Genomic DNA, 23,899 nt, shown 5'->3' on the forward strand with positions numbered 1-23,899 from the left:
TGGCAGATGCGAAAGCGAGAATACACCAAGTTCACCGGAAAGAGTTTTGCTCAGTGAGGGCGGAGAAAACGTCAATGAATATTCGAAATTTGAAAAAAATATATCATTATTTAAAGTATAATTCCGCATGCGTAACATTTTATAAACATTTTGGTAAGTGAAAGATTTTAAATATGTTAATTAATATGCGGTCTATCGTTTCCGCTGGTCTGTTGTCATTGCTCGTTGCCTGTGGTGGCGGGGGCGGTGGCACGACGACGTCTCCGGCTCAAGCGAACAGTGCTCCGGTCGTCTCCATTACTGCCACCGGTTTGGCAGCGCCGGCTGGTGCGCCAGCCGTGTCGAACTTGAGTATGACCTTTGGTGGCGTGGCGGTCTTGGATGGTTCGTCTAGCCGAGACCCCGATGGCGATGCAATGAATTATGAGTGGACTGTTACCACCAAACCAGCAGGCAGCACAGCGAGCTTCGATAGTCCCACGCAGGCTAAAGTCAACTTTAGACCTGATGTGAGTGGCAGCTATACCGTCCAGCTGAGAGTGAGCGACAACCGTGGCGGCGTCAGTACACAGCAATTGGTAATCGCAACCGATAATCGAGTACCTTTATCGAGCCTTTCGACTACCGTTCAATTCAATGCAGTGACAACGGTTATGCCGACCCAAGTGGCTTCGATTGGCGCCAATATTGTGCTCGACAGCACCGGAGTGAGCGATCCTGATGGCGATCCAGTGACCGTGACTTTCGAATTAATTGAGAAACCAGCAAGCAGCGTGGCTGCTCTTAGTTTTGCAGGTAAGGCCGCGCGTTTCGTAGGAGATCAGCAGGGCTTTTATAAAGTGAGAGTGCGCGGGACGGATCCGAAAGGCGCTAGCTTTGAGTCAATCTACTCTTTCCAGATCGAAAATCGCGTACCTATTTCAAACGTTTCGACAACGGTACAGTTTAGTACCGTACCAGTCGTCATGCCGACCCAAGCTGCTTCCGTTGGTGCCAACATTGTGCTCGATAGCACAGGCGTGAGTGACCCCGACGGGGATCCCGTGACCGTGACTTTCGATTTGCTTGAGAAGCCTGCAAGTAGCTCTGCTGCTTTGAGCTTAGTCGGTAAAACGGCGCGTTTCGTAACAGACCAACAGGGGGTATATAAAGTACGGGTGCGCGGGACAGATCCTAAAGGCGTCGGCTTTGAAACAATCTACACATTCCAGACTGATAATCGGCTACCTACATCAAACGTTTTGACCACGGTACAGTTCACTAACATACCGGTCGTCATGCCAACGCAAGTGGCGACGATCGGCTCCAACATCGTGCTCGATAGCACCGGCGTTAGTGATCCTGATGGCGATCCTGTTACCGTGAGTTTTGACTTGAGCGAAAAACCTTCTGGTAGCAATGCTGCGCTCAGTTTTGCTGGTAAGACGGCACGCTTTGTCGCGGACCTTCAAGGTTTGTACAAGGTCCGCGTACGTGGTACTGATCCAAAGGGCGGTAGCTTCGAGTCTATCTATTCATTCCAGGCCGATAACCGTACTCCGATTGCAACGGTGATTGCTAACGCGACGACGCCGGTGAATGCGGCTGGTGATACGAGCATCAATACATCGACTGGTTATAACGTGGTTTTAGATGGCTCGAATAGTAGTGATCCGGAAGGACAGGCGCTGACCAAAGCCTGGGTCATGACAAGTCGTCCGGCTGGCAGTGGTGCGAATTTGTCCTCACTCAGTGGAAATATGGTGAATTTCACGCCAGATATGTTGGGAACTTATGTCGTTACCTTAACTGTCACTGATACACAAGGCGCACAATCAACCTATACCAAACGTGTCGTCGTTAATAATCGCACACCGGTTGCGAACATCGGATCGAATGCAACACCAACTTCGCAAGCTTCTGCACCAAATATCTTATTGCGTTTGGGGACGGAAGTGACTTTACGTGGTAGCTTGAGTAGTGATGCGGACGGTGATTCGCTCAGCTACTTATGGAGTATTGATGCACGACCTAGCGGTAGCACCGCAAGTCTGTCATCAAACATGGTCGCAGATCCTAAGTTTTTGGCCGACAAAGAGGGATCTTATGTGTTTCGTCTTCGCGTCACGGATAGCAGCGGTGCTTATTCCGAACGCACCATCGGTATCGATATCGGTACCCATGCCCCAGTGGCGGTGATCAATCGTGATCGGATGTCGGTTTTAGCCGGAAGCCTAGTGAGCGCTTCTGCTAATTTAAGTTACGACGAAGACGGTGATGCGCTGCAGTTTAATTGGTCGATCGATGCTAAACCGTCCAATAGTACGGCGACCATCGCGACCCCTAAGACTTCCAATCTGACCTTCACACCTGATGTGCCCGGAAATTATGCGATTGCCGTGACAGTGAGTGATGGAAGTTCTTCAAGTATCGCTTATCTCAATCTCCTAGTATTATCAGGGATGAGCAGTTCGGTGAACTTGAATTTTGTACCCGACCGTGTCAAATACAGTGTCGGACTCGACAAATTGATTGTCACCGCGACGAATCCGGATACTTTAAGAATTGTCGATCCATTTGTAGGCTCGGTTCGCTCGGTTGCTTTACCTTTGCCTGTGAAAAATCTCGGCTTGAGTCCAGACGGCAAATTAGCTGCGGTACTACATGAAGGTATTGTGAGCTTGATCGATTTGGTAAACGGTACACTGATTCGCTCTTCCTCAACTGGTGGCGCACAAACCGATGTGTTTGTGATGAATAGTGGCGTAGTATTTTTGATCGGTCAAACCGGTGGACAATGGGTGGACGAATCTGTGGTAGCGCTCGATGCACGCACCGGGACTAAGATCGTTCAGCAAGGTGGTTACCTTGGTATGTTCTATGGCACTCAATACGGTATTTTGGCAGATCGACTGAATAAAGTATTTTTGATGGAGCAAGGCCTATCACCTGCTGACATTGACTACTTCAGCTTTAATCCAAGTACATATCAAGCACTTAAGTTTGGTGACTCGCCCTATCATGGTGACTACTACATGAGCGTTCCTTTGTATTTGTCCGAGAATCAGAACATTCTGTTTACTTCAAACGGCAACTACTTCCGCACAGATACCTTGCAATATGCAGGCGTATTGAGTGGTGTGACACGACCTTTGAGTTTGAGTAACTCCGCGACATTGAATGAGACTTTGGTCCTACAAGGAAGCGTCAGCAATAGTTATCCATATGCATCAACGCTACCAACCAGCTATATGCGTTTCTCTGGGGCTTTGTTCTTGCCGGATACAGAGATGTCATTGCCACTCTTGGCTGGTCAACAAACCTATGGCTTGAAGATCTTCCACAGCGCATCAGGCAAACATGTTGTGTTGGTACAGACGAATTCGAACGAAATCAACGGCAGTGGCGCGCGCTATGCAGTCATTACGCGTTAAGCATTGCAGTTGGATGAGACTCTCTCATGGCCACTGAAAGTGGCTAAGAAGTCGAATTTAGCCTGACAAGAAAACCGCTCAAGTCTGATCTTGGGCGGTTTTTTTATCGACTCACATGGCAGTACAAGTCGTTGCGATTATGGAAGTGTCGATTCTTTTTTCGATCTGTCGATAGTACACTCATCAGTATCGTAGACCGAGTGCATCTCACTGTTGTCGATCGAGTTGGTACTCTGGTAATGTACAGCAAATATTGATAGGAGCCTCAAATGTCGACAGAGTTTATGCGATCGCTTCGACGTCATCATGTGCAGAGAATGAAAATCAAGTGGCAATCGTCACATCAAAAAAACGCAATTGAAGAAAGTGGCGCACACAAAGACGACAAAGCGACTCAGCAGGGCAGGTTCGTGCATACTCGCAAATTATGTAGCTGCTGGATGTGCGGTAACCCGCGTAAATACGAGGGACGACGAACCATACAAGAGCGTCGGGCCTTGCAAAATATTATCGAATAAGGCGAAAGCGCAGAGTAATCACGTCGCGCGACTATTTTTCAATCAAACTTTGAGTGCTTTTCAACGCTAAAGCCGAACGCAAATGATCTTCGTTTCTTGATCATCGAAAGCGACTAGCGTCGAATGTGGCAGTAAGCCTTTGAACGTGGAGAAACCTCGCTGTTGCTCAGGAAATCACAAACGAAGTCCCCAATGAACTCTCAAATGAAGTCTAAACTGAAGTCATGGTTCCTGCTTTCTTTTATCAGTGTGATCCTCCTTGTGTCGCTCACACGCTTTGAGACCTCGGAACCTGCCCGCAAGGCATTGCAAAACTATCCCCAAACTACCGTTCTGTTGCTTTACTCCGGAAGTAAATATGGCGATCTGTCGCCGACGAGTTACGGCAAGATCCGCTCAGATGAATTTTTCATCGTTATCCCACATCATTTGGCCTGGCCTTACATGCTCGAAATCATTTGGACTCCAGACGATTTGCGCGTTGAACGTGATGACTACGGCATCATCAGATTCATCGCCTTATTTGCGTTAGCGTCTTTGCTTTCGCGCGCCTTTCGTCGACGCTCTTCCTCGCAGAGCGACGAGTCGAAGCCTTAACCTTCTCAACTAAGTAAATCCCTCATTCTTGCTTGTCACGCCTTCCAACCGAACAGTCCCTGTTGCAGCAGCAACTCGATCTCTAGCTTTTCGTAACTTTTGCCGCGTTCTCCGTGAGTTCCACCGATTCTCTGCTCATCGATCAACTCTATACTAGACCGCGAGTTCGTGCCGTTTTGCTTGGTCTCCGTGTAACAGTACTCCTTGCTGGCGATAGACATACCGCCGAGCGACATCATCGATCTTCCCCGGCTGAAAATGCTCCCTCTAAAGCGTCGTGCTTTACATGTTTGGTGTAAAAACTAAATGTAAAATTTTACATACAAAATAATATTTTACGCTTATTTACAGTAAAACTTCATGTGGCATGATCGATTGACATGTTCAAACGGGGCTGGGGTGACGGAGGATAAATGAAAATGGACAAGGCAAATTCGCGGAGATGGAAGTTCTTCTCTTACTGTGCGGTATGGCTTTAGGCGCGAGTTGCGCCGTGGAACACAACATACATCCAAGAGGTCGAGCCCATCTTCGTGGCTGGTTTATCCCTGCTCTGTTTTGAAAATATATTTTGAAATCAAGGTATTGGCATAGGCTTTGCTAACTCTTTCAACATCAGACTTGTAATGACAGCGCGTTCGTATCTTCGCTGAGCGTTCTTGTGTTTCAACTATGAATTGGAGAAATTCTATGCATGCCGTAGTGAGTCCTCTTGCAGCTGAATCGCCGCGCCTTGAGCGCCTCCATGCTCTAGTTGCAAGCGAAGAGTCAACGCCCGCGCCATCGCAATCGGATTGGATCGTTCAGTGGCGACAAGATATCGAAGCGTTTCTGTCGCCCTTAGCACAAGAGGTGCTCAGTCATCCTGGCTTTATACAAGTACGAGTTGATTACCAGCGGGATGGCCAGCTCGAACCGGTGATAAGTTGTGCGGCTCAAATTGGCATCGCCTATTTACCGACCACGTCTCATCAGGTCATCAATGCATCGATGGCTCGCCAACACCGTTGGGTCTTGAAAATCCATGCGGCGTTTCTACCCCAGTGGTTGTCACTGCATGAGGCGCAAATGGAGCTTGAGGTATTGGCGACGCAGTTGGCTGATCGACTTGATAGTCTGCACGTTCGGCAGCAAATAAAAGAACAATATCAATCATCGGCGAGCTGGCGAGGTCAGAGCCAGTCGCTCCGACAGTTAGAAGCACGACTGAGTCGTTTGGCGCATTCACGGCTACCCATCATTATTTTCGGTGAGCGTGGTTGTGGCAAAGTCCCCGCAGCGATGAGCCTGCATTGCTATAGATATGCGTTGCAAGCACCGTTTGTTCAACATGATTGCCGCCATTGGAAGAGCGGTGAGGCACCACGTGAATTACCAAGATTAGCAGAGCTTGCTCGTGGCGGAAGCCTCTACCTCGCACATGCAGATGTCTTAGTTGATACCGATCATTCTTACCTACGTGACTTTGCTGCGAAATTCTGTCAACAGACATTGCTGATCCTAGGCAGTAGAACCGAAGCATCTCTGCTCTCTTCTCATCGTGAACACTCGAATCAGTTTGCCGAGTGGGCCGATTTCCATGGCATGGCGGTCCACCTGCCGCCGTTGCGAGAACGCGTTGCTGACATACGTGCTTTGTCGGAGCACTTACTGCAAGAAGATCGCCTCAAATTAGATTGCAGCACAGATGCGTGGGAAACTCTGGAATCATTTCTGTGGCCTGAGAATGGCACTCAACTAAACGCCGTCTTGCGTAAAGCAGCCGCGCTAGCGCAAGGTGTACTGCATGCAGAGTCGCTATTAGAGTGGTTCCCGAAGCTCCGGTGCCATCAACAAATGGTGATTCGCGCCGAGCCTGTGGAAAACAGTCCGACACATGATGATAGTGCCATCATCCTGAGCCAACGGCGCGACTGCATCTTTAAGTGGTTTGGATTAACTCAGCCGGAGAATGAACACCCTGCGTTGATGCGGGCTTTGGACTATATCTGGAAGCATTACCAGAGTGCACTCACGCTCACCACGGTCGCGGATAAAGCCTGTGTAAGCACTTCCCATCTTTCTTATTTATTCAAGCAACGTTTACAAAGATCTTTCAAGCAAATATTGACCGAGATCAGAATCGATAAGGCCAAGCATATTTTTGAAAACATGCCAGCGCGCCAGATTACTCAAGTGTGTATGGATGTGGGATTTGCCGATCTGAGTCACTTCGAAAAAACTTTCAAACGCATGGTGGGCTTGAAACCACGTTGTTATCGGCAACAGTTTCGCCAGGCATTATCGACGCAAACTTAGTGTAGATTCTCGCGATGAAGCAAGATACTCCAGAGGCGTCGCCTTTTGCACAAACACTTTTATCAGCGCAAAGTGTTTTGAGCTTGGAACAAGCCAAGCTGCATGCGCAAACACAGGCCTTGCAAGTTCTCGCCCATTCAAGTGCCGTCGCCATACAAGATGCGGTTGCGCATATGCGTAATATGAATACGATCAACGCGACTGCGGTGGGCAGTGCATTGGCGCAAATGCTGGCAACCGGGGATGTGCAATCGTATGCGCAAGTGATTGAACAAGCCAACGCCATGCAAGCCAATAGCATCTCTCACTTTAAATCGATCGCCGAGGCAGCGAGTAGCCTCTTGCGAAATTTACCAAATGTTGAGAACAAACCATCCGAGACGCCGGAATTTCCCTCAAACTGAAAGCGAGCCAGATCATGAGAAGACGTATTCGTAGAAAATCCCCTTTGGGCCAAACCACTCTTGCGCAAGCCGAGAACCTATTGACTAGTAGCATGCCACCGGAGATGCGTCAGGTGCTCTGCGACTTGCAAACGAATCTGCGAGAAGTGCATAGTTTGATCGATCAACAACTTCAGAAAACGCGCAGTTTGAGCGCCCGCGCGTACGCCGATTTACGCTCGCCTGTGTTTGATCAAAGTGAACCTGAAACCAGTTCTGTCGCATCTGATGTCAGCGGATCTTCTATCCCCTCTGTTGCAAGCAATTCGGATGAGACGCAAGTGGACGCGAGTCCGAATCCTGCTCAAGCGCAGGTACAACATCAGCTATCTGAATTGAATCAACGCCTTCATCAAAAATTTGCAGCCATGACTCAGCAAATCGCAGCGCGCAGCCAACAGGTGAACGCACAAGCCGATGCCATGCACGCGTACGCGCAGCAAGCAGGCACAACTGAAACCTAGGAACTGATTCGGTGAGTGAGTGTGGCTTGTCAGAACATCGTAGATTTCGCCGCATACTTCATGATTCCGACCGTGCCCAGTTAATAGGGGCACGATATTCTTCACAAAAATCGTCGAGCCTCCCCGTTTGCGATGTGCATGGAAAAATAGCGAGGCTAGTTGAATCTTATCGGGTGAGAGCGAGCCTACAGTGAACAAATATTCTGGCAATGATCGCGGAGAGATACATGATTAAATCAGATGCAGGCAGTGCACGTCGTAACTTCTTTCGACAAATCTTAGCGGGCTCGGCGATCTCTGGAGCTCCTTCCTTAATCCCTGGAGCAAAGTCCAATCAATTGGAGGTGGCACCTCGCAAGAGTGAAGTGCACTGGGTCCACGGCGGCCGCGCGATGTTGGGACGCCCTGTCGAACTGGATGTACTTGAACATGGACTCCGCAAAATTCGCGGAGCTTCATTTTCGCAACTGACAATACATTTTGACTTACCTGTGCCGGCCGACAGTGCGATAGAGGCGATCTGGCTTCGTGTGGAAACCCAACGTGGAGCGACGATTCATGCCTTGTCATTATTCGATTGTGAAGAGGCCGTGACGCGACTAGAAAAACTTGGCATTTGTAGCGAGCAATTAGTCGACCTGCCCTTTGTCCTGCCGCAGTCTTGTGTAGTCAAACGGAGTATGAGTGTGATCCTTGATTGCGAGTTTGAAGGGAGTGAGCGAGACATCGTTATCTCTGCCTTGGGTTATCAAGTCTCACAAGAGACTAAAGGCACATCGACTCAACATTCATAGACGGGGGGAATATGGCTGACTTCTATCAATTTTTACCGGCGCTTCTACGCAACGAAGGAGGGTGGGTCGACGATCCGATTGACCCAGGTGGCGCAACCAACAAAGGGGTCACGTTTGGTACCTTTAAAATCTACGCAGAACGCGTTCTGGGAATTGAACCGAGCTTGCAAAACTTGCGTCGGCTTAGTAATGATCAGGCGGGGCGCATTTATAAAGCAGAATATTGGGACGCACTGCGGGGTGACGATATTGCTCACCAACTACTTGCCAATATTGTGTTTGATTTTTACGTCAATGCGGGTGGCCATGCGACAAATATTTTACTCAAAGTGCTAAATCATGCGGGGGCCAATCTACATGGCACAGTGCGTATCACTCCGAAAGTCATTGAGGTGATGAATAAGATGGACTTAGCCGACATCTACATGGAGTACAAGCATGCACGCATTTCCTATTATCGCAATTTGGCTCACGAGCACCCTCCCTTGCGGAAATTCCTAAGGGGTTGGCTAAATCGTGTGAATACGTTTCCCGACATCCCCACAAGTAGCCATAGTGCGGCGAATTCGAATGCCGTGTGCGCTAAGAAATAGGTCTCAAATTCTTGGCGGCAAGGTGAATGCTGACTTCTTGCTGCGAGATAGTTGAGTTCTTCCACGAAATCGTGGCACTGTAGCAGCCCCCTTCATCAAGAGAGATTTGTATGGCAAACCTGCATTCGCCCCCTCATCTTTATCGTGATCTCACCAGCGTCGGAGTCGGCATCGTCGTAGCGTTTGGGGTGATGATCTCGCCCGCGGGAAAATATTCCTACGCACTTGCGTTTCTTGTCTGTACGTGTGCGCTTTTGTTACTTCAAGGGGGCATTTTAAGTTTGTTGAGGTCGCACCTGCCTGCTGTTCTTAATGCACCCATGCAGCAGGCGCAACATGATTTGCATTCATGGTTTATGGCTTTTCCTGTCGCCATCGCCGGTTGGATAGTGGCGCGAGGCGAACCTCTCATGGGAACCTCGATCCTGTTTGCAAAAGTTGCGGAGGTGGGGGCCGTGATAGTGATATGTGGGCTCCTTGTACGAGCTTTCGTTCAATGGCCAGAACATGAGACGTGGCTTCAAACAGTCCTCGACAAATTGCATACAGCCAGCGCATTTCTTTGTGTGCTTCTTTTGGCTCTCGGTATCGCGGCGCAACTCCGCACAGCTGACATGCCCCAATCGACCTCGCCGAGTCCGGCGCGCACGCCATTGATTGTGTCGGGATCGGATGCGACATCGATATCGTCAAAGCCCCCGATTGCTCATCACGCGGAAGTATGCGATCCCGATGATGAGGACGCTGGTGATTGCGACGCAGATCTTGGTGGCGTGACTTCTCCTACAGTGATCCAAAATACGAGCAGCACGGAAGGAGCCGCTGGCGTGGAATGGACTGATTTCACTTCATTTTTGCGCAGGGTGATTTTTTCCCCCTTAGATAGCGCGGCACAAAATTTAGCAGATTCTCCTTCCTCGTTCCACGCGAGTTCAGCGGCCATTGTTGTCGGTAGTTTGTTGAAGATATTAGGCCGTCTTTATTTGTTATTTTCAAAGGCCAGGGCCACGTCCATCACCAATGAGAGCGAAGGTGAAGTGTTGAGTGAGACAATAGAGCATCTTCTCGATCCTAAGCCAGCGGATGTGACGAGCGCGGGAGCACTCCCGAAGCTCGAGAACGTGAATCAAGCAAGTTCGCAGCCGATTCTTACTGAAAATGTAGAGACAGCGCCTGAGCAAGCGACGCACCCTGTCGACAATATCCTTAGAGTTGTTGCGGAGACTGCGTTGCAAGAAGTCCTCAACCCACTCGTTCAAAGCCCCGCGATGGGCTCGAGTGCGCCTCCTTTTGGGGGCGAACGACAAGCAAGTAGTATTACGAACCAAGCTGGCGATCAAGCGACAAGCACACCGATGGACTTGATTACGCAGCAGGTGTCCCATGCACTAAGCTATGAGAACCAACAAACCTTAATTCGACTGCAAAATTTGTTGGCACAGACGCAGGTAAATACTCAGTCTAATGGCTTAGAACGACACCGACCGCTAGTAGAAAAACTACTCAACATGGCGCAAAGTGCGCAGGCGTCTGCCACAAGTGCGGCGCGACCATCTTAAGTTGATGTCGCGATCAAGCATCATCAAAAACGAACTTCGGTATGAGTTCAAAGAGAGCGATCATCAATGGATGTGGACACCTTAGGAGCATGGAAAGCGATGATGCGCCTTTGGTGCTGCAGGTGTGATGGTGCGCAAAAAGAAGGTGCTGAACAAACTGCATTTACCCTACTGCATGTGAGAGCATGACTGCTAGGCGATCAAATGCGTTTTACTAGATTTGAAATGAGCGATCGAATTGATTTCACTGATCGACTTGGTTCTACGTGCCTGCATCCAGCTCGACGAGCTGAGTTGTGTGATGAACGATGCCTCGATGATTGCTTTGAACTGATGCTGCAAGAACATCGTAAGCACTGCGCCAGTCTGCTCAGTCCTGTGCCGCCCGAATGCGCATCGTCGCACCCCTCAATCGACGCTGTTCTCAGCAAACTAAGGGGCTTGATGTCTGTAGGTAGAACAAGCTTGGAGAACTAGTCTTGTTCTAAGATGTCACCCAAGAACGCCCAGGGATGTACGGTTCCGGTGCCAGCGCAAGTTTTGTAATAATTGTCGTAAATACCTTGAATGATGAGACCACGTACAGGATCACGTTTCGCAGATTGAGTGATGTAGGCCTCGAGGTATTGCCATTCGCTTGGACGTGGACCTGACGATGATGAAATGCCACGCGCGTCATAGTAGAAAAACATGTTTGCTTTCTTGGCCAGCCAACCCTCATACGTGTATGCGCGCATCGATGTAAACTTGTCGGCGGCATTCAGCGTCTGTGTCAGCCACTTTTTTACAGAAACTTTGTCGATGGGTGAAAGAGGTACGCCCCAGCGTATTAATTGATCGACGACGAAAGAGAAGACCAACCTTCCGCAGCTGCCAATGTCATCGTCATGCGGGTCTTTCTCTCCTTGCCCGAAGCGACTATTGGAACCAGGGATGGTGGCATGGCGGCCGCGTGTGTAGATCAATTTGTAGCTCGCCGCGCTCCAGCCGATGAAACCAGCGGGGTTACTGTCAGATGCAAGTGGGTCCCATATCTTTCTTTTGACTTGCGTACCCATACCTTCACGTACACGCGGCACAACAGCATTGAATCCACTCGAGGTCTCGTCAATCGCGTAGATGCCGATGTACTCCATATTTTCCATAGCAGGAATTTGAGCCAGCACTTCCCACCAGTTGCCAGGGCCGGGCACCGGATCAAGTGTGAGGATCTTCAGTTTCAAACTGGGGAAGAATTGGCCTAGATAGTTGGAAGCGATGATGCAGGCCACCCCGCCTCGACTATGTCCGACGATCGCGACCTGATCGAAGACCTCTAAGAACTGCTGGATTTTGACGTTGTCCGCGGCACTCCAACGAAGTGTGTAGTCCCCAACTTCAGGATCTTTATTCGTCACGGGGCAAGCGAGATCCGCTAAGGTGTATCCCATATTGCCAGAGTCAGGCCAGTGTTCCCTGAGTTCGTCAAGCTTTCCCTTTGGTACCAAGTGCAGTGTCACATTCAACATCTGTGCGATACCTGCGATTGCAATAAGCTCAATCGACAGTCCGTTGAGAGAATCTAAGGCCATGTTGGTGAGTGTGACCTGGGTTGAGCGGGTAGCGCCCGTGCACTCCCATTCCCAATCAAAACTTTGGGGGGCATCGCTGATCATATGTTCCGACCAGATGCGAATTGGTAACTGGTCACAAGTTTCGTTGTACGGCGTACCGCACCCATTTAAGGTGGTGCTGATCTTGTATTGATTTTCGGCGCCTTTCCTTTTGTCGCTGAGTAATTGATGTACTTTGCTTGGGATGTACCCGGATTCGACGTTATAGCTCGCCATTTCGTTTGGATATCGAAGAACTAGACCATGATCCATGTAGCAATCAGTGCCCGAATAACAGATGGTGAAAGTAGCCATTTTTTCCTCTTGTGATGTGGGTGTTAGAACCATCGCGAGTTATGTCGGACACTCTGCTCTGGTCTGGTGTTGTGGTTCAAAGTGTGGCGGTTGTGTTAGCTCTTGAAGGGGGGGAAATTACCGGTTACCCAGATTTCATAGCGTTGAAACTGTCGATAAATTTGGGGATTGTGGCGCGCTTCGTCGAGCAGTTCTCGTATGGTCATACTTCGCATCAATTTCTGTCCTTGCATCATGAGGACACTATTGTCTTGCTCAGAACTCCAATCAATCGCGAGAGAAATCGCTCGGCGTCCCATAGGATTTCCATACACTTTGTCGGAGTCCGAGATGTAGACTAATCGGCGTCGTCCAGCAAGCTGGAGTTCGTGTTCGAATAACATGTAGCAAAATGCATCGTTATAAGCTTCTGTCTCAACTGCAGATGGCTCTTCATTGCATTGTTCGAGCATCCGATCGTAAGACTCGATCCACGCAAAATCACCTGGGATGCCTTCGGCATTCCACGTTTGTATCGCGTCAATGCTGAGCGATGTGTACTGTGGCGTGATGGCGTTCTGCGAAATTGGATTTTCAAGTAGGCCTTGTAAAAATTGGTTGGCAGCGCCCTTATCCGGTCCTTGACCTTGCGAAGCCCATAGCAACCCGCGCATATGACGAAGATGACCAACGCGTGATTTGATGAGCGCGGGTCGATTAAGACCTAGCACATTAATATTGCTACTGCCACGTCGCAGGCTGATATCTTTAGTACCTTGTAACCACATCTGAAAGTCTTGGTCGACCTGATAGTCGCTCGTTGCAACCGTGATGGAATTACTCTGTCCTGGAATCATCCTTGGCTTGGTCCAGAGTTCTTGGCTGGTCCGTTCTATAGTCCAGCCTTTGGTCTGCGAGTAAAAAGCAGCGACGAGGTCAAATGGATAAGCGCGACCGTTCAATGGATTGAAGCGGATGTAGCGACGAGGGTCTTCTAAATATGGGTTGATCAAAATCGCCTGTTCGGTTTCCGGCGCGTTGATTTGATTTCCACCGATAACTTCGAAATAGTTCTTTTTGTAGGCTTGATTGCAAATGCTGCACGAGTAGAATAAATTACGTGGATCGTAAGCGAGTTGGTAGTAAGCAGGGCGGAATAAATTATTCGACCACGCATTGCTGTATCCCGCTTTGGGGCGGAAGTGTTCGACATCACCATATTCGCTCTGTTGAATCAGGGTCTCGCAATAAGCGCAGCGACCGCAGTGTGACTTAACAAGAGTAGATTTGATGGTCTCATTTGCATATAGCTCGGTTCTAAATGCAGCGGATGTAAAACCAACCATTTGTTGGTCACTCTCGACGAACTTCCCATCTTGTTCTTGTCTGACCCTTTCCGTGAAGAAGGCCACATTGTTGACAAGTGCTGTCGGGTAATTTAGATGCACGAGCTTTTGTCTATCGTCGACCGTGAGCAGCCGATACTTTCGGCTTGGGTGAGAGAGTAGGTTGACCAAGTCTCTCATTTTTTGAACTAACTGGTCTGCTTGTTCAAGTACTGTTGGATCTTGCTCTGGCGTGACATAGGGAATTTGCATCATGATGGTCGTATCCTGCTATTTGAAAGTGGTCTGTATTTACGCTGGCGCTAGGATTGAGATTGGTGGCCGAGTTGCTTGATGCCGGCTACACCAAAGGCGGGAAATCCCCTTCCACCCATAAATGATTGTTCGCAAATAAATTGCGCACTTCGAGAGGTCGAGAGGATGCCAACTCTTGAAAACTGGTCTCCCAGATATGGTTCTTGGACTTGACCTTAATCACCTTGGCCCCATCGTTCCACCAGTCCACCGCAATGAACAAAGACTTCTCTGGATTGTCGGCACCATAGGTGCTGTCATCGGCACATAGGTTGACCAAGCGACGTTTTCCTGCAATGTGCAGTTCGTTTTCAAACATCATGTACATCACACTTGACATCAACCAAGTTGGAAACCCAGGTTTAGGCCAAGTTTGTACCGGCAGGTTTGTACTCGAAATTTGTGCATTACTGTTGGGTTGATTGCTCGACTGAATATTGGGCTTAGACGCAGGTTGATCTTCTTGAACGGTGCCAGAACTGGCCACGGCTTCGTTGCTTTCTGGCAGTAGTTGCGCCAGACAAGTTTGAACAACATCGAGGTTGAGCGAGTGATATTGAAGCTGTTGGCTCAGGAGAGTTGTCACGACCTTAGCGAGGGTTTGTGGATCGATGTGCGTGATGTCGCTGGTCGCGGATTGGGCATTCAATTGGGTGCTGAGTTGCGTACTCAGGGTTTGCGCTTGCACCAGTCGACTGGCACTTAAGGCCTTGCGATTGAGTCCAAAGCAATCGATGTTAGCTTGGCCGCGCGGATAGCTGTCACCCTGACTGGACAACCATACTCGAAAAGATTGATCCAAGTCTGGAGTCGATAAAGCTTTTCCTTGTGCATCGACTTGCAAAGGAATCGCACGTGGATTTTTCCAAACTAAGCGCGTGACCGCTTCAGTGGTGAGGTTCTGCGTCGCTTGATAAAAGGCTTGTACGCGATCGAACGCATACGCATTGCCATTGAGAGGATTAAAACGTAAGAATTCCCGCGGTTGCTCCCAGTAGGGAGCGAGCAACAATGCTTGTTCATCATTGGGGTTAGCGCTACGGAGTCCCTGCACGGGAAAGTAAGCACTTTTATGCTGTTCGCCACAAGCTGGGCAAACCAAGTATAAATTGGTCGGTGCGTATGCCTGCTGCCAGTAGAGCGAGCGTAAGGTCGTTTGTTGATCGAAGATGACAGACTGTGGTCGGAAACTGAAAACGGAACCTCCACCGCTAGGTTCCAGAAAACTCTCACAGAACGCGCAGCAACCTTGATGAGTGTCACGAAGGTGCTGTGTGATGTTCAGATTGGCGTACAGAGAAGGATCAAATGCGGCATAAGTAAAACCGATTTGAACCTGATCCTGAAAGCGTTTTCCTTCTAATCCAGAACTAGGAATGCGTTGCGTGACGAGCACCAAATTGTCGACAAGATCTTGCGCATAGCCTTCTTGGCTCAAGGTCCGTCGATCAGCTTTGGTCAGAGTGCGATGTTTTTTCCCAACCGCGATGCGTTCAAGCAGATCTTGCATTTGTTGAAGCGCCGCTTTCTGTTTAAAGGCTTGGTCGGCACTGAGCTTCGTATCGGAGTATGGAATTGGCATCATGATTAAGCTCTCCTAGCTGAATGCTGCGAGGCAGCGTTGGCTATTGAATGGACTCACTCAGAGCCCCAGTTGTTCAGATTCGGACGTGCGGCCGGATTACTCGCGAGTTGTGCGGACACGGCAGCTACGGCCGCGCTTACACTTTGTATGGCGCTGCGGGCGTTGCTGGTATCTGAGGTGGCAGGAATGACGGCGCTATTCAATGCGCTAGTGTCTGCGCTCGCCATCGGTGTGGCTGACGAGGTGCTAGGATCGGCGTCATTGTTGGTGGGAGTCGCGACGGTGCTGGAGTTCGTTGCATCGGGCGAACTGACCGCATTCGCTGTATTGTTCACGGCGTTGACGACCGGCGTTAAAGTTGTGTGATCCTGGCCTACCGAATTTTGATCTGAATTCTGGTCAGAGGTTGTTGGTGCGGCGTTGGACTGGCTGTTGGCACTATTCCCTAGTGCCACCAGGCCTTGATATGCTTGTTGCAGTACTGGGATACCCGCGACGATTGTTTGCGCGATCGATTGCAGTTGTTCGAGCGCCTCTTGAAGCTGCTGCGCACTGCTAGTGCAATACTGAGCGAGATCGTTCTGATAGGTCTGTAAGTCTTGCACAATCTGTCCGATATTCACATTCGAAGGAGTGTTGAGATTGTTTGGCGTAGTCATCGTGATGTCCTAAGTCTAGCGAGAAAGGTGTGGTGGCAAGAGACTTCAATCGCCGACAGGAAAATTGTTGAGCAAAGTGCTCGCGTCTTGACCAATTTGTGCGAAGCTTTGCATGCCACTTGTGGCCACTGACTGCGCTTGTGTAATGACTTGGGCGAAGGCAGGATCTTTGGTCGCGATCATCTGCGCCAGTGCCACACCCATCGCAGTGGCGCTCATGGTGTTCATGTTGCGCATATTGTCGGTTGCGTCTTGAATCGCCATCGCGGCAGATTGGGCCACAGATTGATATGCCTTGCCCGCGCCTGCATGTTTAATGACGCTGCTGAGCATCGTGGTCTGTTGCAATACGTCGAGCGTATTCAGAATTTGCGGATTGACAGTCGTGATATCGCTCATGTCATTGCTCCCTAATTAGATCGTGCGTTGAAGTCGGCTTGTTGGATGGCTTGTTGTATGGCTTATTTAATGGGTTGGTGCAGCAGGCGCTGGCGCAGCGCTTGGCGCACCCGTGGGTGCGCTCGTGCTTGTATTTGTTGTTGCTGTATTCGTTGCTGGCGTTGTGGTCGTGCCAGCTGCGGCATTGCTTGGCAAGTTTTTCTGCAAATTTTGTAGAGTGGCGATTAAGCTCGCCAATTCTGCCGCTGAGATCTGGCCTGTCGAAGCAGTCGCCACTTCAGCCGCTGCCGCATGCGCCATCGCATTGGCCTGCGAAATTAAGGCGTTTGGGTCAAGCGCAGGTGGTGATAATGGTGTAAATGGTGGAGGCAATTTTGGTGCTGGTGGTATCGGTGGCGCCATTTGCGCTTGGAGAATACGAGCACAGGTCGAGGTCGCCGCTGCAGACGCAGAGACTTGTGCGTTTTGTTGAGCGTTGACCGCATTGTGCATCAACATACCCAGCGCTTCCGCACCGGCAATATTCAGAAATCCGAGCGACTGTGAGGCGGCACTTCCCAGTACTAAGGTGCTGGCTTGACTTACAGAATCGGTGATTTGATCATTCACAGCGGTAGCGTAGGCTCCCATAATTTTCTCCTTACGAATGCAATGCATTCCAAATTAAAAGACCATGAATGGCATGGTTCCGTTAAGTAAATTAGCCTTTGGTAGCTTCTGCTGCGCCGGCACTAATCATCAGCGCGCAGCATTGCACTAAGCTTGCGTTGGCGGTTACTTGTGCGCTGCGTTGGTTCTGCATCGCATTCATCATTTGTATGCCTATCGCATGGGCCTGCGCCATGCTGACAAGTCCCATCGATACCGACGCAGCCAGACCCGGGTTTAAACAGGTGACGGTTGCGACAGAATCAGTTAGCGAGTTCGACATGAAACAAACTCCTGCAGATGAGAGGCACCTTGATCATGGCCTCTCCTTTTGCAACTGTAACCATGCAGCACCGAAGTGCCGCATGGCCTGGACACTAAGCGAAAACCTTCTTCGTTCCAGTGCCGGTTGATGCCGTGTCAATCGAATACAAAGTTGACACGCCTTGAGTCGTTGTTGCTTGGGCTGTTTGGCTAGCGTTCTGTTGAAGCGAGGTTGCGTTATGCGCTGTCATTGACAATGCTTGGCTAGTCGCCATCATCAGATTCCCCATTGCCATTGCAGGCGAAGCCGCAACAACTTGCGTATTAGCCTGTGTCACCGAATCAGTGATTTGACTATTGACTGCTGTTGGATAGGCCATTTTGAAGTTCTCCTAATCGCTCGTAAGTGTGGCAATTATTGGAAAATTTTCGCAGTAGCTACACCGTCTGCGGCAGTATCAATTGAGTACAGAGTTGAAATGCCTTGAGTCGTCGCAGCTTGACCTGTGACAGTCGCGTTTTGTTGGTTAGTGACAGCATTGTGCGCGGCATTGGCTAATGCTTGGCTCGTTGCCATCATGAGGTTACCCATTGCCATTGCTGGTGAATCACCCAAGACTTTGGTGTTTGCTTGCGTTACGGAATCCGTAATTTGGTCATTGACCGCTGTAGGAAAAGCCATGATTGCTCCTTGATTAAGTTGAGGTACTACAAATATCCAGTGCAGGGCGCGCCTTGAGTATCTTGGTAGGGCGCGCCATGCCTGTTACTGCTGGACTTCTTTGGGATGGAGGTAGATGTCACTTGCCTCCCTCGGGCAGCTTAGGCACCCAAGATCGATTTGGTCGCCATGCCAGTCGATGCAGTATCGAGGCTATACAGCGTTGTCACGCCCATCGTGGTCGCCGCTTGGGCGGTGATGGCAGCTTGTTGCTGCGCGGTTGTTGCGTTGTGCGCGGCGATACCAAGCGCTTGTGAAGTTGCTTGGAACAAGTTACCCATCGCCATCGCTGGTGCGTCACCGAGAACTTTGACGTTTGCTTGGGTCACGGAATCTGTGATTTGGTCATTGACCGAGGTTGGAAATGCCATGCTCTATACTCCTAATGAAGAGATTTAAAAGTGTGCTTAGGCACCGAGAATCGATTTGGTCGCCATGCCAGTCGATGCAGTGTCGATGCTGTATAAGGTCGCCACGCCCATGGTGGTTGCGGCTTGAGCCATGATGTTGGCTTGCTGTTGTGCGCTAGTCGCGTTGTGTGCTGCATTCGACAAAGCTTGTGCGGTCGCTTGGAACAAGTTGCCCATCGCCATTGCTGGCGCGTCGCCCAGAACTTTGACGTTTGCTTGGGTAACAGAATCAGTGATTTGCGAATTGACGGATGTAGGGTAAGCCATAATTAACTCCTTAATGTATGAATGGAAGATACTTACTACGTGCATTTGGCCGCGAGCTCTATCCACCTCAATGAGCGGAATACAAGGGCTTGCATCTGCGCAAGACCGACTGACTGATTTCACGAGAGGGGAAGGTCATCGCAGTGATCACAGTGTAGGTACTTGCACTGCTGAAGAATTGGGGAAACCGCGCATCAATTCGGCTTGTCTTACGATGTACAAGGAAAAATCGGGTTTTTCTCTGATTTTTCAGTGGCGAAGATGGGAGTGAGTCGCGGCAATGTGGAGAAGTGATGCATTGACCGAACCCGTGTTACGCATGATCAGGGTTCGGTCGAGAGAAAATAGAGCAATACGAAGCAGAATGATGGTGATCAAGAACCGAAGCGGATCAGGAGCGCAGCGAGGCTGGCCACCAAAGCGGTTTTCTGTGTTTCGTTGAGTTTGGTGTTTAACCACGCTCGTCCCGGTGTCTGAGCAAGTTCAATAGCTGCTTGATTGCCATTCGCATTATCGATTCTAAAACCAAAGATTTCTGGAATCCGTGTGCGGTCCGGGTGGGGATTTCCATAAGAATAGGCACGCATCGAATAGGCATCTTGATTGATCACGACTTGACCGCGTGGCGAATCCATTTCTGCGCTTAAGTCGAAACTTGCTTGCTGCGAAGCGGTCCCAACATCGGTGAGCGACTGCATCTGGCAATGCATGTTATTTTTTTGCGAGACACCATCCACACCAAATAGGCGCACGACATTTCCCTCGGCTCGCAGGTCACATCGTACATCCCATTGTGTTTGCTGATCTGAAACCTTAAAACGAAAGTCCGTCTTACTGCTGCTCTGTGAATATAAGCCCACGCTGGAATTTGTGCTTGAAATGCTCCCCTTTTTAATACCTGTAATGGCGTAATTGCCGATCGCAAAATAGCCATCGGCGAAGAGATTGTTGATCTTGTGCCGGTCTTTCACCATGAGCACTTGGCTAGTTTGTGCAATGTCGCCTGGAATAGTTTCTTGAACATGCCCTAGCGGCAGTTGTTGGCAGGCGCTTAGACTCAAGCAGGTCAGTATGAGACTAGCAAAGGTGATTCTTGTTGGCAGGGTGATTTCCATGGGGTGCCCCTTTCATATGGAGGTGGATGGACCTCATCGCGTTTGACTGTATGGCGAATGGGTTGAGGATAGTCTGATCGCGCTTTCCATCGACGACACGCTGTCTTTGCTTGGTATCATGGAAAACCTAAGCAAGTACCGTGGCAAGCTGCCTTTGAAATTCGTCGTCAGCGCTGTCAACCAAATTGCCGAACAAGATTTGTTAGCCATTGCATTTGCTTTAGAAAATTCGATTCATTTGTCAGCGCTCGTGTAAAGCGGGAGTCTTTTTGGTGGCGCACCGTTTATCTTATTGGAGAACCTTTTAACCCCCGTATTCTGCAGGCTATCGCATATCGAATTTTGATGATGTCGGTCTCGCATATAGTGGCGCTTCCTCGCCGCAATGAAGTGGCGAGACTTGTGTCAATCGAAGAGGATGTTTTATGAGCGATGAATTGTTGAAACGGATAGAGCGTTGCGAAAGTGAAAATCAAACTTTGCGGCGTCGATTAAGCGTGCAAACTGCGTTATTGTTGGTCGGTGCCATGCTAGGTATCGGTGGTACTGCCCTTGCAACGATGGGAAGTGTCGATCATGCTGGTCCGCTGACCTTGAATAATGGTTCGATCACGGTGAAAGAGTTAGTGGTGGTCGATGACAATAATGTGGTGCGCGCACGCGTCGGCGGTAATATTCCTCCAGCCGTGATCGACGGCAAAACCTTGAGTCGAGGTGGTAGTAATAATGGCGTGGCTGGCATCATGTTATATGACCGCACTGGAGTTGAACGCGGTGGCTATATCACCTTCGATCAAGGTGACAATGTGGCGTTGACACTCGACAACCAGAAGAAACAGCAAGTGTTTTTTGGTGTCGGACCAACCGGTACTGCCTCGCTTCAGTTATGGGAAGGCTCAGAAATGCTCGACCTCCGTGCCGACGACAACGGCGCGAGATTAACGCGTACTAAAGCGGGTGTGGTCGCTCAACAATACCCGGAAACCAGCATTAAACAAGCCAGCTGTCAGCAATTCAAGAGCGGGATTCGTGATGAAGTACCGAAAGGCTTGGGACGTGCAGAAGTAAAACGTATTTGTGAACGGCGCTTTTCGAGCGAGGCCTGCGCACCTTGTCTGCCCGATGCGGATTAAGCGAGAACGATCTTTTTGTTAGGCTATCGGGGACTCTTAGAGTTTGGAGTCCCTGCTGTTTGGCCGAGTTGTGCCGCTGAGATGTGCTTCCTAGTTCCGCTTCCTGAGTTAGATTGCGTGATTCGATCGGGCTTATTGGCGGCCGACTTGGAAAAATAAGTTCTTGACGCCATTAGGTGCCACCGCGAATCCCACATGCATCGGTCCAAGGAAACTATTGAAACCCGCAAATAGGCTGAGACTCTTGCGCGTTTTGCCGAACGACATTTGACTACTTGCATCCCACACATTGCCGAATTCAAGGCTGCTTCCCATGAAGAGGCTTTGCCCAGCCAAATCAAATTTCAGCGCGCGATAGAGGTAAGTCGCACTGCCATACAGCATGAAGTTGCCTGCAAATTGATCAGGTTGGTAGGCCGATAATTGTTGAAAACCACCTAAAGTGGGACCAACCCCAAGCACATCTTTGTTCGGCAGATACAAGCCGGCGCTGGCGAATTTGAGATTGACACTATGGCTGTCCCAGCTCTTGGCCCAAGTGCCATTCATACTGACTTCTTGGTAGCGATCGCCGCCGCTATTGGTACCGATAAAGAGCTCACCGCCGAGTGCATAGCCATAGCGCGGAAAAGCAATATCACTGAGTTGATCGATGGTGAAATTGGCTTTGAAACCGCCTTGTTTGAGGTCGACTTTAGGGAGCGAAGTAATACTAGTGCTGCCGTCTTCCGCCTTCACTTGCAGTAGTCCTAATTTGGGGCGCACTTTATACGTTTTGGCTTCGATCCCGAAGCGATATTCGCCGAGGCTGCCGCGTTCACCGATATCGCCTACAAAATCAAAGCCGATACGACCACGTTTAAAATCGTATTCGGCAATTCTGGTTTCGTCGTTGTAGATATTGCGCGTGTTATTGCTTAAGTCGATGTAGGGCGCGATCAGTTGGCTGCGATCATTTGAAATCGGCTGCCTGAGTTCACTGCGCAAGCCGAGGGTATTACCGAACTCGACATCGTTGCGCCATTCCAAACCGCTCTCGTTTAACCATGGACGTCGATGCCCTACTTGCAAACGGAAGCCGCCTGCACCTTCGAAGCCACTTGATAAGGCCAGCCCAAAACGTAGAAAGTGTGGACCCCAGTTGCGACCATGGGCGTTAATCTTGATGCCGTACTCCCCTTCACGTTGCACCAATTCATGGGTAATGCCATCGTACTCCCGTGAGATATTGAGCTTCGCGAGCTTTTGATTTATCTCTTCAGCGCTGTAGCTGCTACCGATGCGAATGTCGACTTGGCGTCGTACTTCTTTTTCGGGCACGATGCCATTCGAGGCAATGTCCACAAAGCCGATTTTGATGGGAGGCAGTTCCGCATCGGGATCGTGTTTGAGATGCGCCGCATATTCTTGTTGACTGACACTGTAAGGACGCAATTTTGCTTCTAAAGCGATAGCGGCTTTGCGGCCGATGTCACTGGCTTGCACTTGCCGGGCGAAATCGACAAAACTGATATCGCCTAAGTTCGGTTCGATCAGGGTATCGTCAGAGGTCAATAAGGCTTTTTGCTGCTCGACGTTTTGTTCCGTCAAGATGTTGACCATCTGTTGGCTAACGTTGATCAAAGAAGAAAGTTGGCCGCGAGGCAATAGCGGGGTACCGATATTGACCGCGATGATCACGTCCGCCCCCATTTGTTTGGCGATATCGACAGGTAGATTCTTGACGAGCCCACCATCGGTCAGAAGCTGGCCATCGATTTCTACAGGCGCGAACATGCCAGGTGCCGCCATACTGGCGCGAATCGCCAGATGCAAAGGGCCCTTATTGAAGATCACTGTTTTACCCGTTTCCAAATTGGTGGCCACGGTACGAAACGGAATCGGAAGATCGTCAAAATCCACATCATTCTTCAAATGTGCGGTCCAGTTGTGCAGCAATTCCAAAAATTGTGTGGCCTGAACGGCTCCCGTTGGCAAACGCACGCCGTTGCTACTGAGACCCATGGTGGCTCCGAGCGGATATTGTTTATCCTCTTCGCGTAAACTGTGCGGCACGATAGTACGCTCGACACGATCGACGGCGATATCGTTCAATTGCAACTTGACGATACGTTTTTCAATTTCGCTGGCGCTCATTCCCGACGCATACAAGCCGCCAATCACGGCGCCCATACTCGTACCGGTCACACAATCAATCGGAATCCGCATTGCTTCTAATTGCTTTAACACGCCGATGTGAGCAAAGCCACGGGCGCCGCCGCCGGACAAGACTAAGCAAATTTTGGGGCGCGATTTGTTTACCACACTCGTTTGTTCGGTTACCGCGGCGCTGGCCTGGTTGGGAAATACAAGAGCGAGATGCGCGCTGAGAAGTCCAGCAAAGACAGTTAAGCGAAGTAGGTTCATAGAATCGAAATGGCTATGCGAATGGATCCGAGGTCGTGGACGCCGAAATATATTGTGCGAATGAACCAGCATTTTAAAGCCAAGCAT

23 protein-coding genes are annotated in these 23,899 nt (G+C 49.9%); 10 read left to right on the top strand and 13 right to left on the bottom strand.

Annotated features, from left to right (window positions below):
* Nucleotides 1-173: 173 nt before the first annotated feature.
* The 8 genes from RF679_RS01285 (at nt 174) to RF679_RS01320 (ending at nt 10,679) form a co-directional block, all read left to right on the top strand.
* Complete coding sequence (locus RF679_RS01285; RefSeq protein WP_309482420.1) at nt 174-3,413, top strand: PKD domain-containing protein; 3,240 nt, start codon at nt 174-176, stop codon at nt 3,411-3,413.
* Nucleotides 3,414-4,135: 722 nt separating this feature from the next.
* A complete protein-coding gene (locus RF679_RS01290; RefSeq protein ID WP_309482421.1) occupies nt 4,136-4,528 on the top strand; it encodes a hypothetical protein in 393 nt (130 codons plus the stop codon).
* Nucleotides 4,529-5,218: 690 nt separating this feature from the next.
* Nucleotides 5,219-6,826 (top strand): helix-turn-helix domain-containing protein, encoded by a 1,608-nt coding sequence (locus tag RF679_RS01295; RefSeq protein WP_309482422.1) that lies wholly within the window; start codon nt 5,219-5,221, stop codon nt 6,824-6,826.
* A 14-nt stretch (nt 6,827-6,840) separates the two neighbouring features.
* Nucleotides 6,841-7,230, top strand: a complete 390-nt coding sequence (locus RF679_RS01300; protein ID WP_309482423.1) for a hypothetical protein — start codon at nt 6,841-6,843, stop codon at nt 7,228-7,230.
* Nucleotides 7,231-7,244: 14 nt separating this feature from the next.
* On the top strand, nt 7,245-7,733 hold the full coding sequence (locus tag RF679_RS01305; protein ID WP_309482424.1) for a hypothetical protein: 489 nt from the start codon (nt 7,245-7,247) through the stop codon (nt 7,731-7,733).
* A gap of 227 nt (nt 7,734-7,960) precedes the next feature.
* Entirely contained in the window at nt 7,961-8,527 is a 567-nt protein-coding gene (locus RF679_RS01310) for a hypothetical protein (protein ID WP_309482425.1), read from the top strand.
* A gap of 11 nt (nt 8,528-8,538) precedes the next feature.
* Nucleotides 8,539-9,120, top strand: coding sequence for a glycoside hydrolase family 108 protein (locus RF679_RS01315; protein ID WP_309482426.1), 582 nt, complete (start codon nt 8,539-8,541; stop codon nt 9,118-9,120).
* Nucleotides 9,121-9,476: 356 nt separating this feature from the next.
* A complete protein-coding gene (locus tag RF679_RS01320; protein ID WP_309482427.1) occupies nt 9,477-10,679 on the top strand; it encodes a hypothetical protein in 1,203 nt (400 codons plus the stop codon).
* A gap of 473 nt (nt 10,680-11,152) precedes the next feature.
* On the opposite strand, the gene RF679_RS01325 is transcribed toward RF679_RS01320, so the two are convergent.
* The 12 genes from RF679_RS01325 to RF679_RS01380 form a co-directional block, all read right to left on the bottom strand.
* Nucleotides 11,153-12,586 (bottom strand): alpha/beta hydrolase family protein, encoded by a 1,434-nt coding sequence (locus RF679_RS01325; protein ID WP_309482428.1) that lies wholly within the window; start codon nt 12,584-12,586, stop codon nt 11,153-11,155.
* A 95-nt stretch (nt 12,587-12,681) separates the two neighbouring features.
* The gene (locus tag RF679_RS01330) at nt 12,682-14,166 is read right to left on the bottom strand and encodes an HNH endonuclease family protein (RefSeq protein ID WP_309482429.1); all 1,485 of its coding nucleotides are present in this window, start codon (nt 14,164-14,166) and stop codon (nt 12,682-12,684) included.
* Between the two features lie 85 nt (nt 14,167-14,251).
* Complete coding sequence (locus RF679_RS01335; RefSeq protein ID WP_309482430.1) at nt 14,252-15,790, bottom strand: hypothetical protein; 1,539 nt, start codon at nt 15,788-15,790, stop codon at nt 14,252-14,254.
* 53 nt (nt 15,791-15,843) lie between these two features.
* On the bottom strand, nt 15,844-16,449 hold the full coding sequence (locus RF679_RS01340; protein ID WP_309482431.1) for a RodZ family helix-turn-helix domain-containing protein: 606 nt from the start codon (nt 16,447-16,449) through the stop codon (nt 15,844-15,846).
* Between the two features lie 45 nt (nt 16,450-16,494).
* Nucleotides 16,495-16,848: a hypothetical protein gene (locus tag RF679_RS01345; RefSeq protein WP_309482432.1), complete on the bottom strand. Its 354-nt coding sequence runs from the start codon at nt 16,846-16,848 to the stop codon at nt 16,495-16,497.
* Nucleotides 16,849-16,914: 66 nt separating this feature from the next.
* Nucleotides 16,915-17,478, bottom strand: coding sequence for a RebB family R body protein (locus RF679_RS01350; protein WP_309482433.1), 564 nt, complete (start codon nt 17,476-17,478; stop codon nt 16,915-16,917).
* A 70-nt stretch (nt 17,479-17,548) separates the two neighbouring features.
* Complete coding sequence (locus RF679_RS01355) at nt 17,549-17,779, bottom strand: RebB family R body protein (protein ID WP_309482434.1); 231 nt, start codon at nt 17,777-17,779, stop codon at nt 17,549-17,551.
* A 94-nt stretch (nt 17,780-17,873) separates the two neighbouring features.
* Nucleotides 17,874-18,140 (bottom strand): RebB family R body protein, encoded by a 267-nt coding sequence (locus RF679_RS01360; RefSeq protein ID WP_309482435.1) that lies wholly within the window; start codon nt 18,138-18,140, stop codon nt 17,874-17,876.
* 35 nt (nt 18,141-18,175) lie between these two features.
* On the bottom strand, nt 18,176-18,442 hold the full coding sequence (locus RF679_RS01365; RefSeq protein ID WP_309482436.1) for a RebB family R body protein: 267 nt from the start codon (nt 18,440-18,442) through the stop codon (nt 18,176-18,178).
* 140 nt (nt 18,443-18,582) lie between these two features.
* Nucleotides 18,583-18,852 carry a RebB family R body protein gene (locus tag RF679_RS01370; protein WP_309482437.1) on the bottom strand — a complete coding sequence of 90 codons (270 nt, stop codon included), beginning with the start codon at nt 18,850-18,852 and terminating at the stop codon, nt 18,583-18,585.
* Between the two features lie 36 nt (nt 18,853-18,888).
* The gene (locus RF679_RS01375; RefSeq protein ID WP_309482438.1) at nt 18,889-19,158 is read right to left on the bottom strand and encodes a RebB family R body protein; all 270 of its coding nucleotides are present in this window, start codon (nt 19,156-19,158) and stop codon (nt 18,889-18,891) included.
* A 374-nt stretch (nt 19,159-19,532) separates the two neighbouring features.
* Complete coding sequence (locus tag RF679_RS01380) at nt 19,533-20,273, bottom strand: hypothetical protein (protein WP_309482439.1); 741 nt, start codon at nt 20,271-20,273, stop codon at nt 19,533-19,535.
* A gap of 118 nt (nt 20,274-20,391) precedes the next feature.
* Here RF679_RS01380 and RF679_RS01385 point away from each other — a divergent pair, with 118 nt between their 5' ends.
* The gene (locus tag RF679_RS01385; protein WP_309482440.1) at nt 20,392-20,529 is read left to right on the top strand and encodes a hypothetical protein; all 138 of its coding nucleotides are present in this window, start codon (nt 20,392-20,394) and stop codon (nt 20,527-20,529) included.
* Between the two features lie 169 nt (nt 20,530-20,698).
* The gene (locus RF679_RS01390; RefSeq protein ID WP_309482441.1) at nt 20,699-21,406 is read left to right on the top strand and encodes a hypothetical protein; all 708 of its coding nucleotides are present in this window, start codon (nt 20,699-20,701) and stop codon (nt 21,404-21,406) included.
* A gap of 132 nt (nt 21,407-21,538) precedes the next feature.
* Here the strand turns inward: RF679_RS01390 and RF679_RS01395 are convergent, their stop codons facing one another.
* A complete protein-coding gene (locus RF679_RS01395; protein ID WP_309482442.1) occupies nt 21,539-23,812 on the bottom strand; it encodes a patatin-like phospholipase family protein in 2,274 nt (757 codons plus the stop codon).
* Between the last annotated feature and the right edge of the window lie 87 nt (nt 23,813-23,899).

The organism is Undibacterium cyanobacteriorum (genome assembly GCF_031326225.1).
Taxonomy (GTDB): domain Bacteria; phylum Pseudomonadota; class Gammaproteobacteria; order Burkholderiales; family Burkholderiaceae_D; genus Undibacterium; species Undibacterium cyanobacteriorum.

Excerpts from the sequence above, each read along its gene's own strand:
- RF679_RS01285 (WP_309482420.1), top strand. The coding sequence starts at position 174 with ATGTTAATTAATATGCGGTCTATCGTTTCCGCTGGTCTGTTGTCATTG.
- RF679_RS01290 (WP_309482421.1), top strand. The coding sequence starts at position 4,136 with ATGAAGTCTAAACTGAAGTCATGGTTCCTGCTTTCTTTTATCAGTGTG.
- RF679_RS01295 (WP_309482422.1), top strand. The coding sequence starts at position 5,219 with ATGCATGCCGTAGTGAGTCCTCTTGCAGCTGAATCGCCGCGCCTTGAG.
- RF679_RS01300 (WP_309482423.1), top strand. The coding sequence starts at position 6,841 with ATGAAGCAAGATACTCCAGAGGCGTCGCCTTTTGCACAAACACTTTTA.
- RF679_RS01305 (WP_309482424.1), top strand. The coding sequence starts at position 7,245 with ATGAGAAGACGTATTCGTAGAAAATCCCCTTTGGGCCAAACCACTCTT.
- RF679_RS01310 (WP_309482425.1), top strand. The coding sequence starts at position 7,961 with ATGATTAAATCAGATGCAGGCAGTGCACGTCGTAACTTCTTTCGACAA.
- RF679_RS01315 (WP_309482426.1), top strand. The coding sequence starts at position 8,539 with ATGGCTGACTTCTATCAATTTTTACCGGCGCTTCTACGCAACGAAGGA.
- RF679_RS01320 (WP_309482427.1), top strand. The coding sequence starts at position 9,477 with ATGGCTTTTCCTGTCGCCATCGCCGGTTGGATAGTGGCGCGAGGCGAA.
- RF679_RS01325 (WP_309482428.1), bottom strand. The coding sequence starts at position 12,586 with ATGGCTACTTTCACCATCTGTTATTCGGGCACTGATTGCTACATGGAT.
- RF679_RS01330 (WP_309482429.1), bottom strand. The coding sequence starts at position 14,166 with ATGATGCAAATTCCCTATGTCACGCCAGAGCAAGATCCAACAGTACTT.
- RF679_RS01335 (WP_309482430.1), bottom strand. The coding sequence starts at position 15,790 with ATGATGCCAATTCCATACTCCGATACGAAGCTCAGTGCCGACCAAGCC.
- RF679_RS01340 (WP_309482431.1), bottom strand. The coding sequence starts at position 16,449 with ATGACTACGCCAAACAATCTCAACACTCCTTCGAATGTGAATATCGGA.
- RF679_RS01345 (WP_309482432.1), bottom strand. The coding sequence starts at position 16,848 with ATGAGCGATATCACGACTGTCAATCCGCAAATTCTGAATACGCTCGAC.
- RF679_RS01350 (WP_309482433.1), bottom strand. The coding sequence starts at position 17,478 with ATGGGAGCCTACGCTACCGCTGTGAATGATCAAATCACCGATTCTGTA.
- RF679_RS01355 (WP_309482434.1), bottom strand. The coding sequence starts at position 17,779 with ATGTCGAACTCGCTAACTGATTCTGTCGCAACCGTCACCTGTTTAAAC.
- RF679_RS01360 (WP_309482435.1), bottom strand. The coding sequence starts at position 18,140 with ATGGCCTATCCAACAGCAGTCAATAGTCAAATCACTGATTCGGTGACA.
- RF679_RS01365 (WP_309482436.1), bottom strand. The coding sequence starts at position 18,442 with ATGGCTTTTCCTACAGCGGTCAATGACCAAATTACGGATTCCGTAACG.
- RF679_RS01370 (WP_309482437.1), bottom strand. The coding sequence starts at position 18,852 with ATGGCATTTCCAACCTCGGTCAATGACCAAATCACAGATTCCGTGACC.
- RF679_RS01375 (WP_309482438.1), bottom strand. The coding sequence starts at position 19,158 with ATGGCTTACCCTACATCCGTCAATTCGCAAATCACTGATTCTGTTACC.
- RF679_RS01380 (WP_309482439.1), bottom strand. The coding sequence starts at position 20,273 with ATGGAAATCACCCTGCCAACAAGAATCACCTTTGCTAGTCTCATACTG.
- RF679_RS01385 (WP_309482440.1), top strand. The coding sequence starts at position 20,392 with ATGGAAAACCTAAGCAAGTACCGTGGCAAGCTGCCTTTGAAATTCGTC.
- RF679_RS01390 (WP_309482441.1), top strand. The coding sequence starts at position 20,699 with ATGAGCGATGAATTGTTGAAACGGATAGAGCGTTGCGAAAGTGAAAAT.
- RF679_RS01395 (WP_309482442.1), bottom strand. The coding sequence starts at position 23,812 with ATGAACCTACTTCGCTTAACTGTCTTTGCTGGACTTCTCAGCGCGCAT.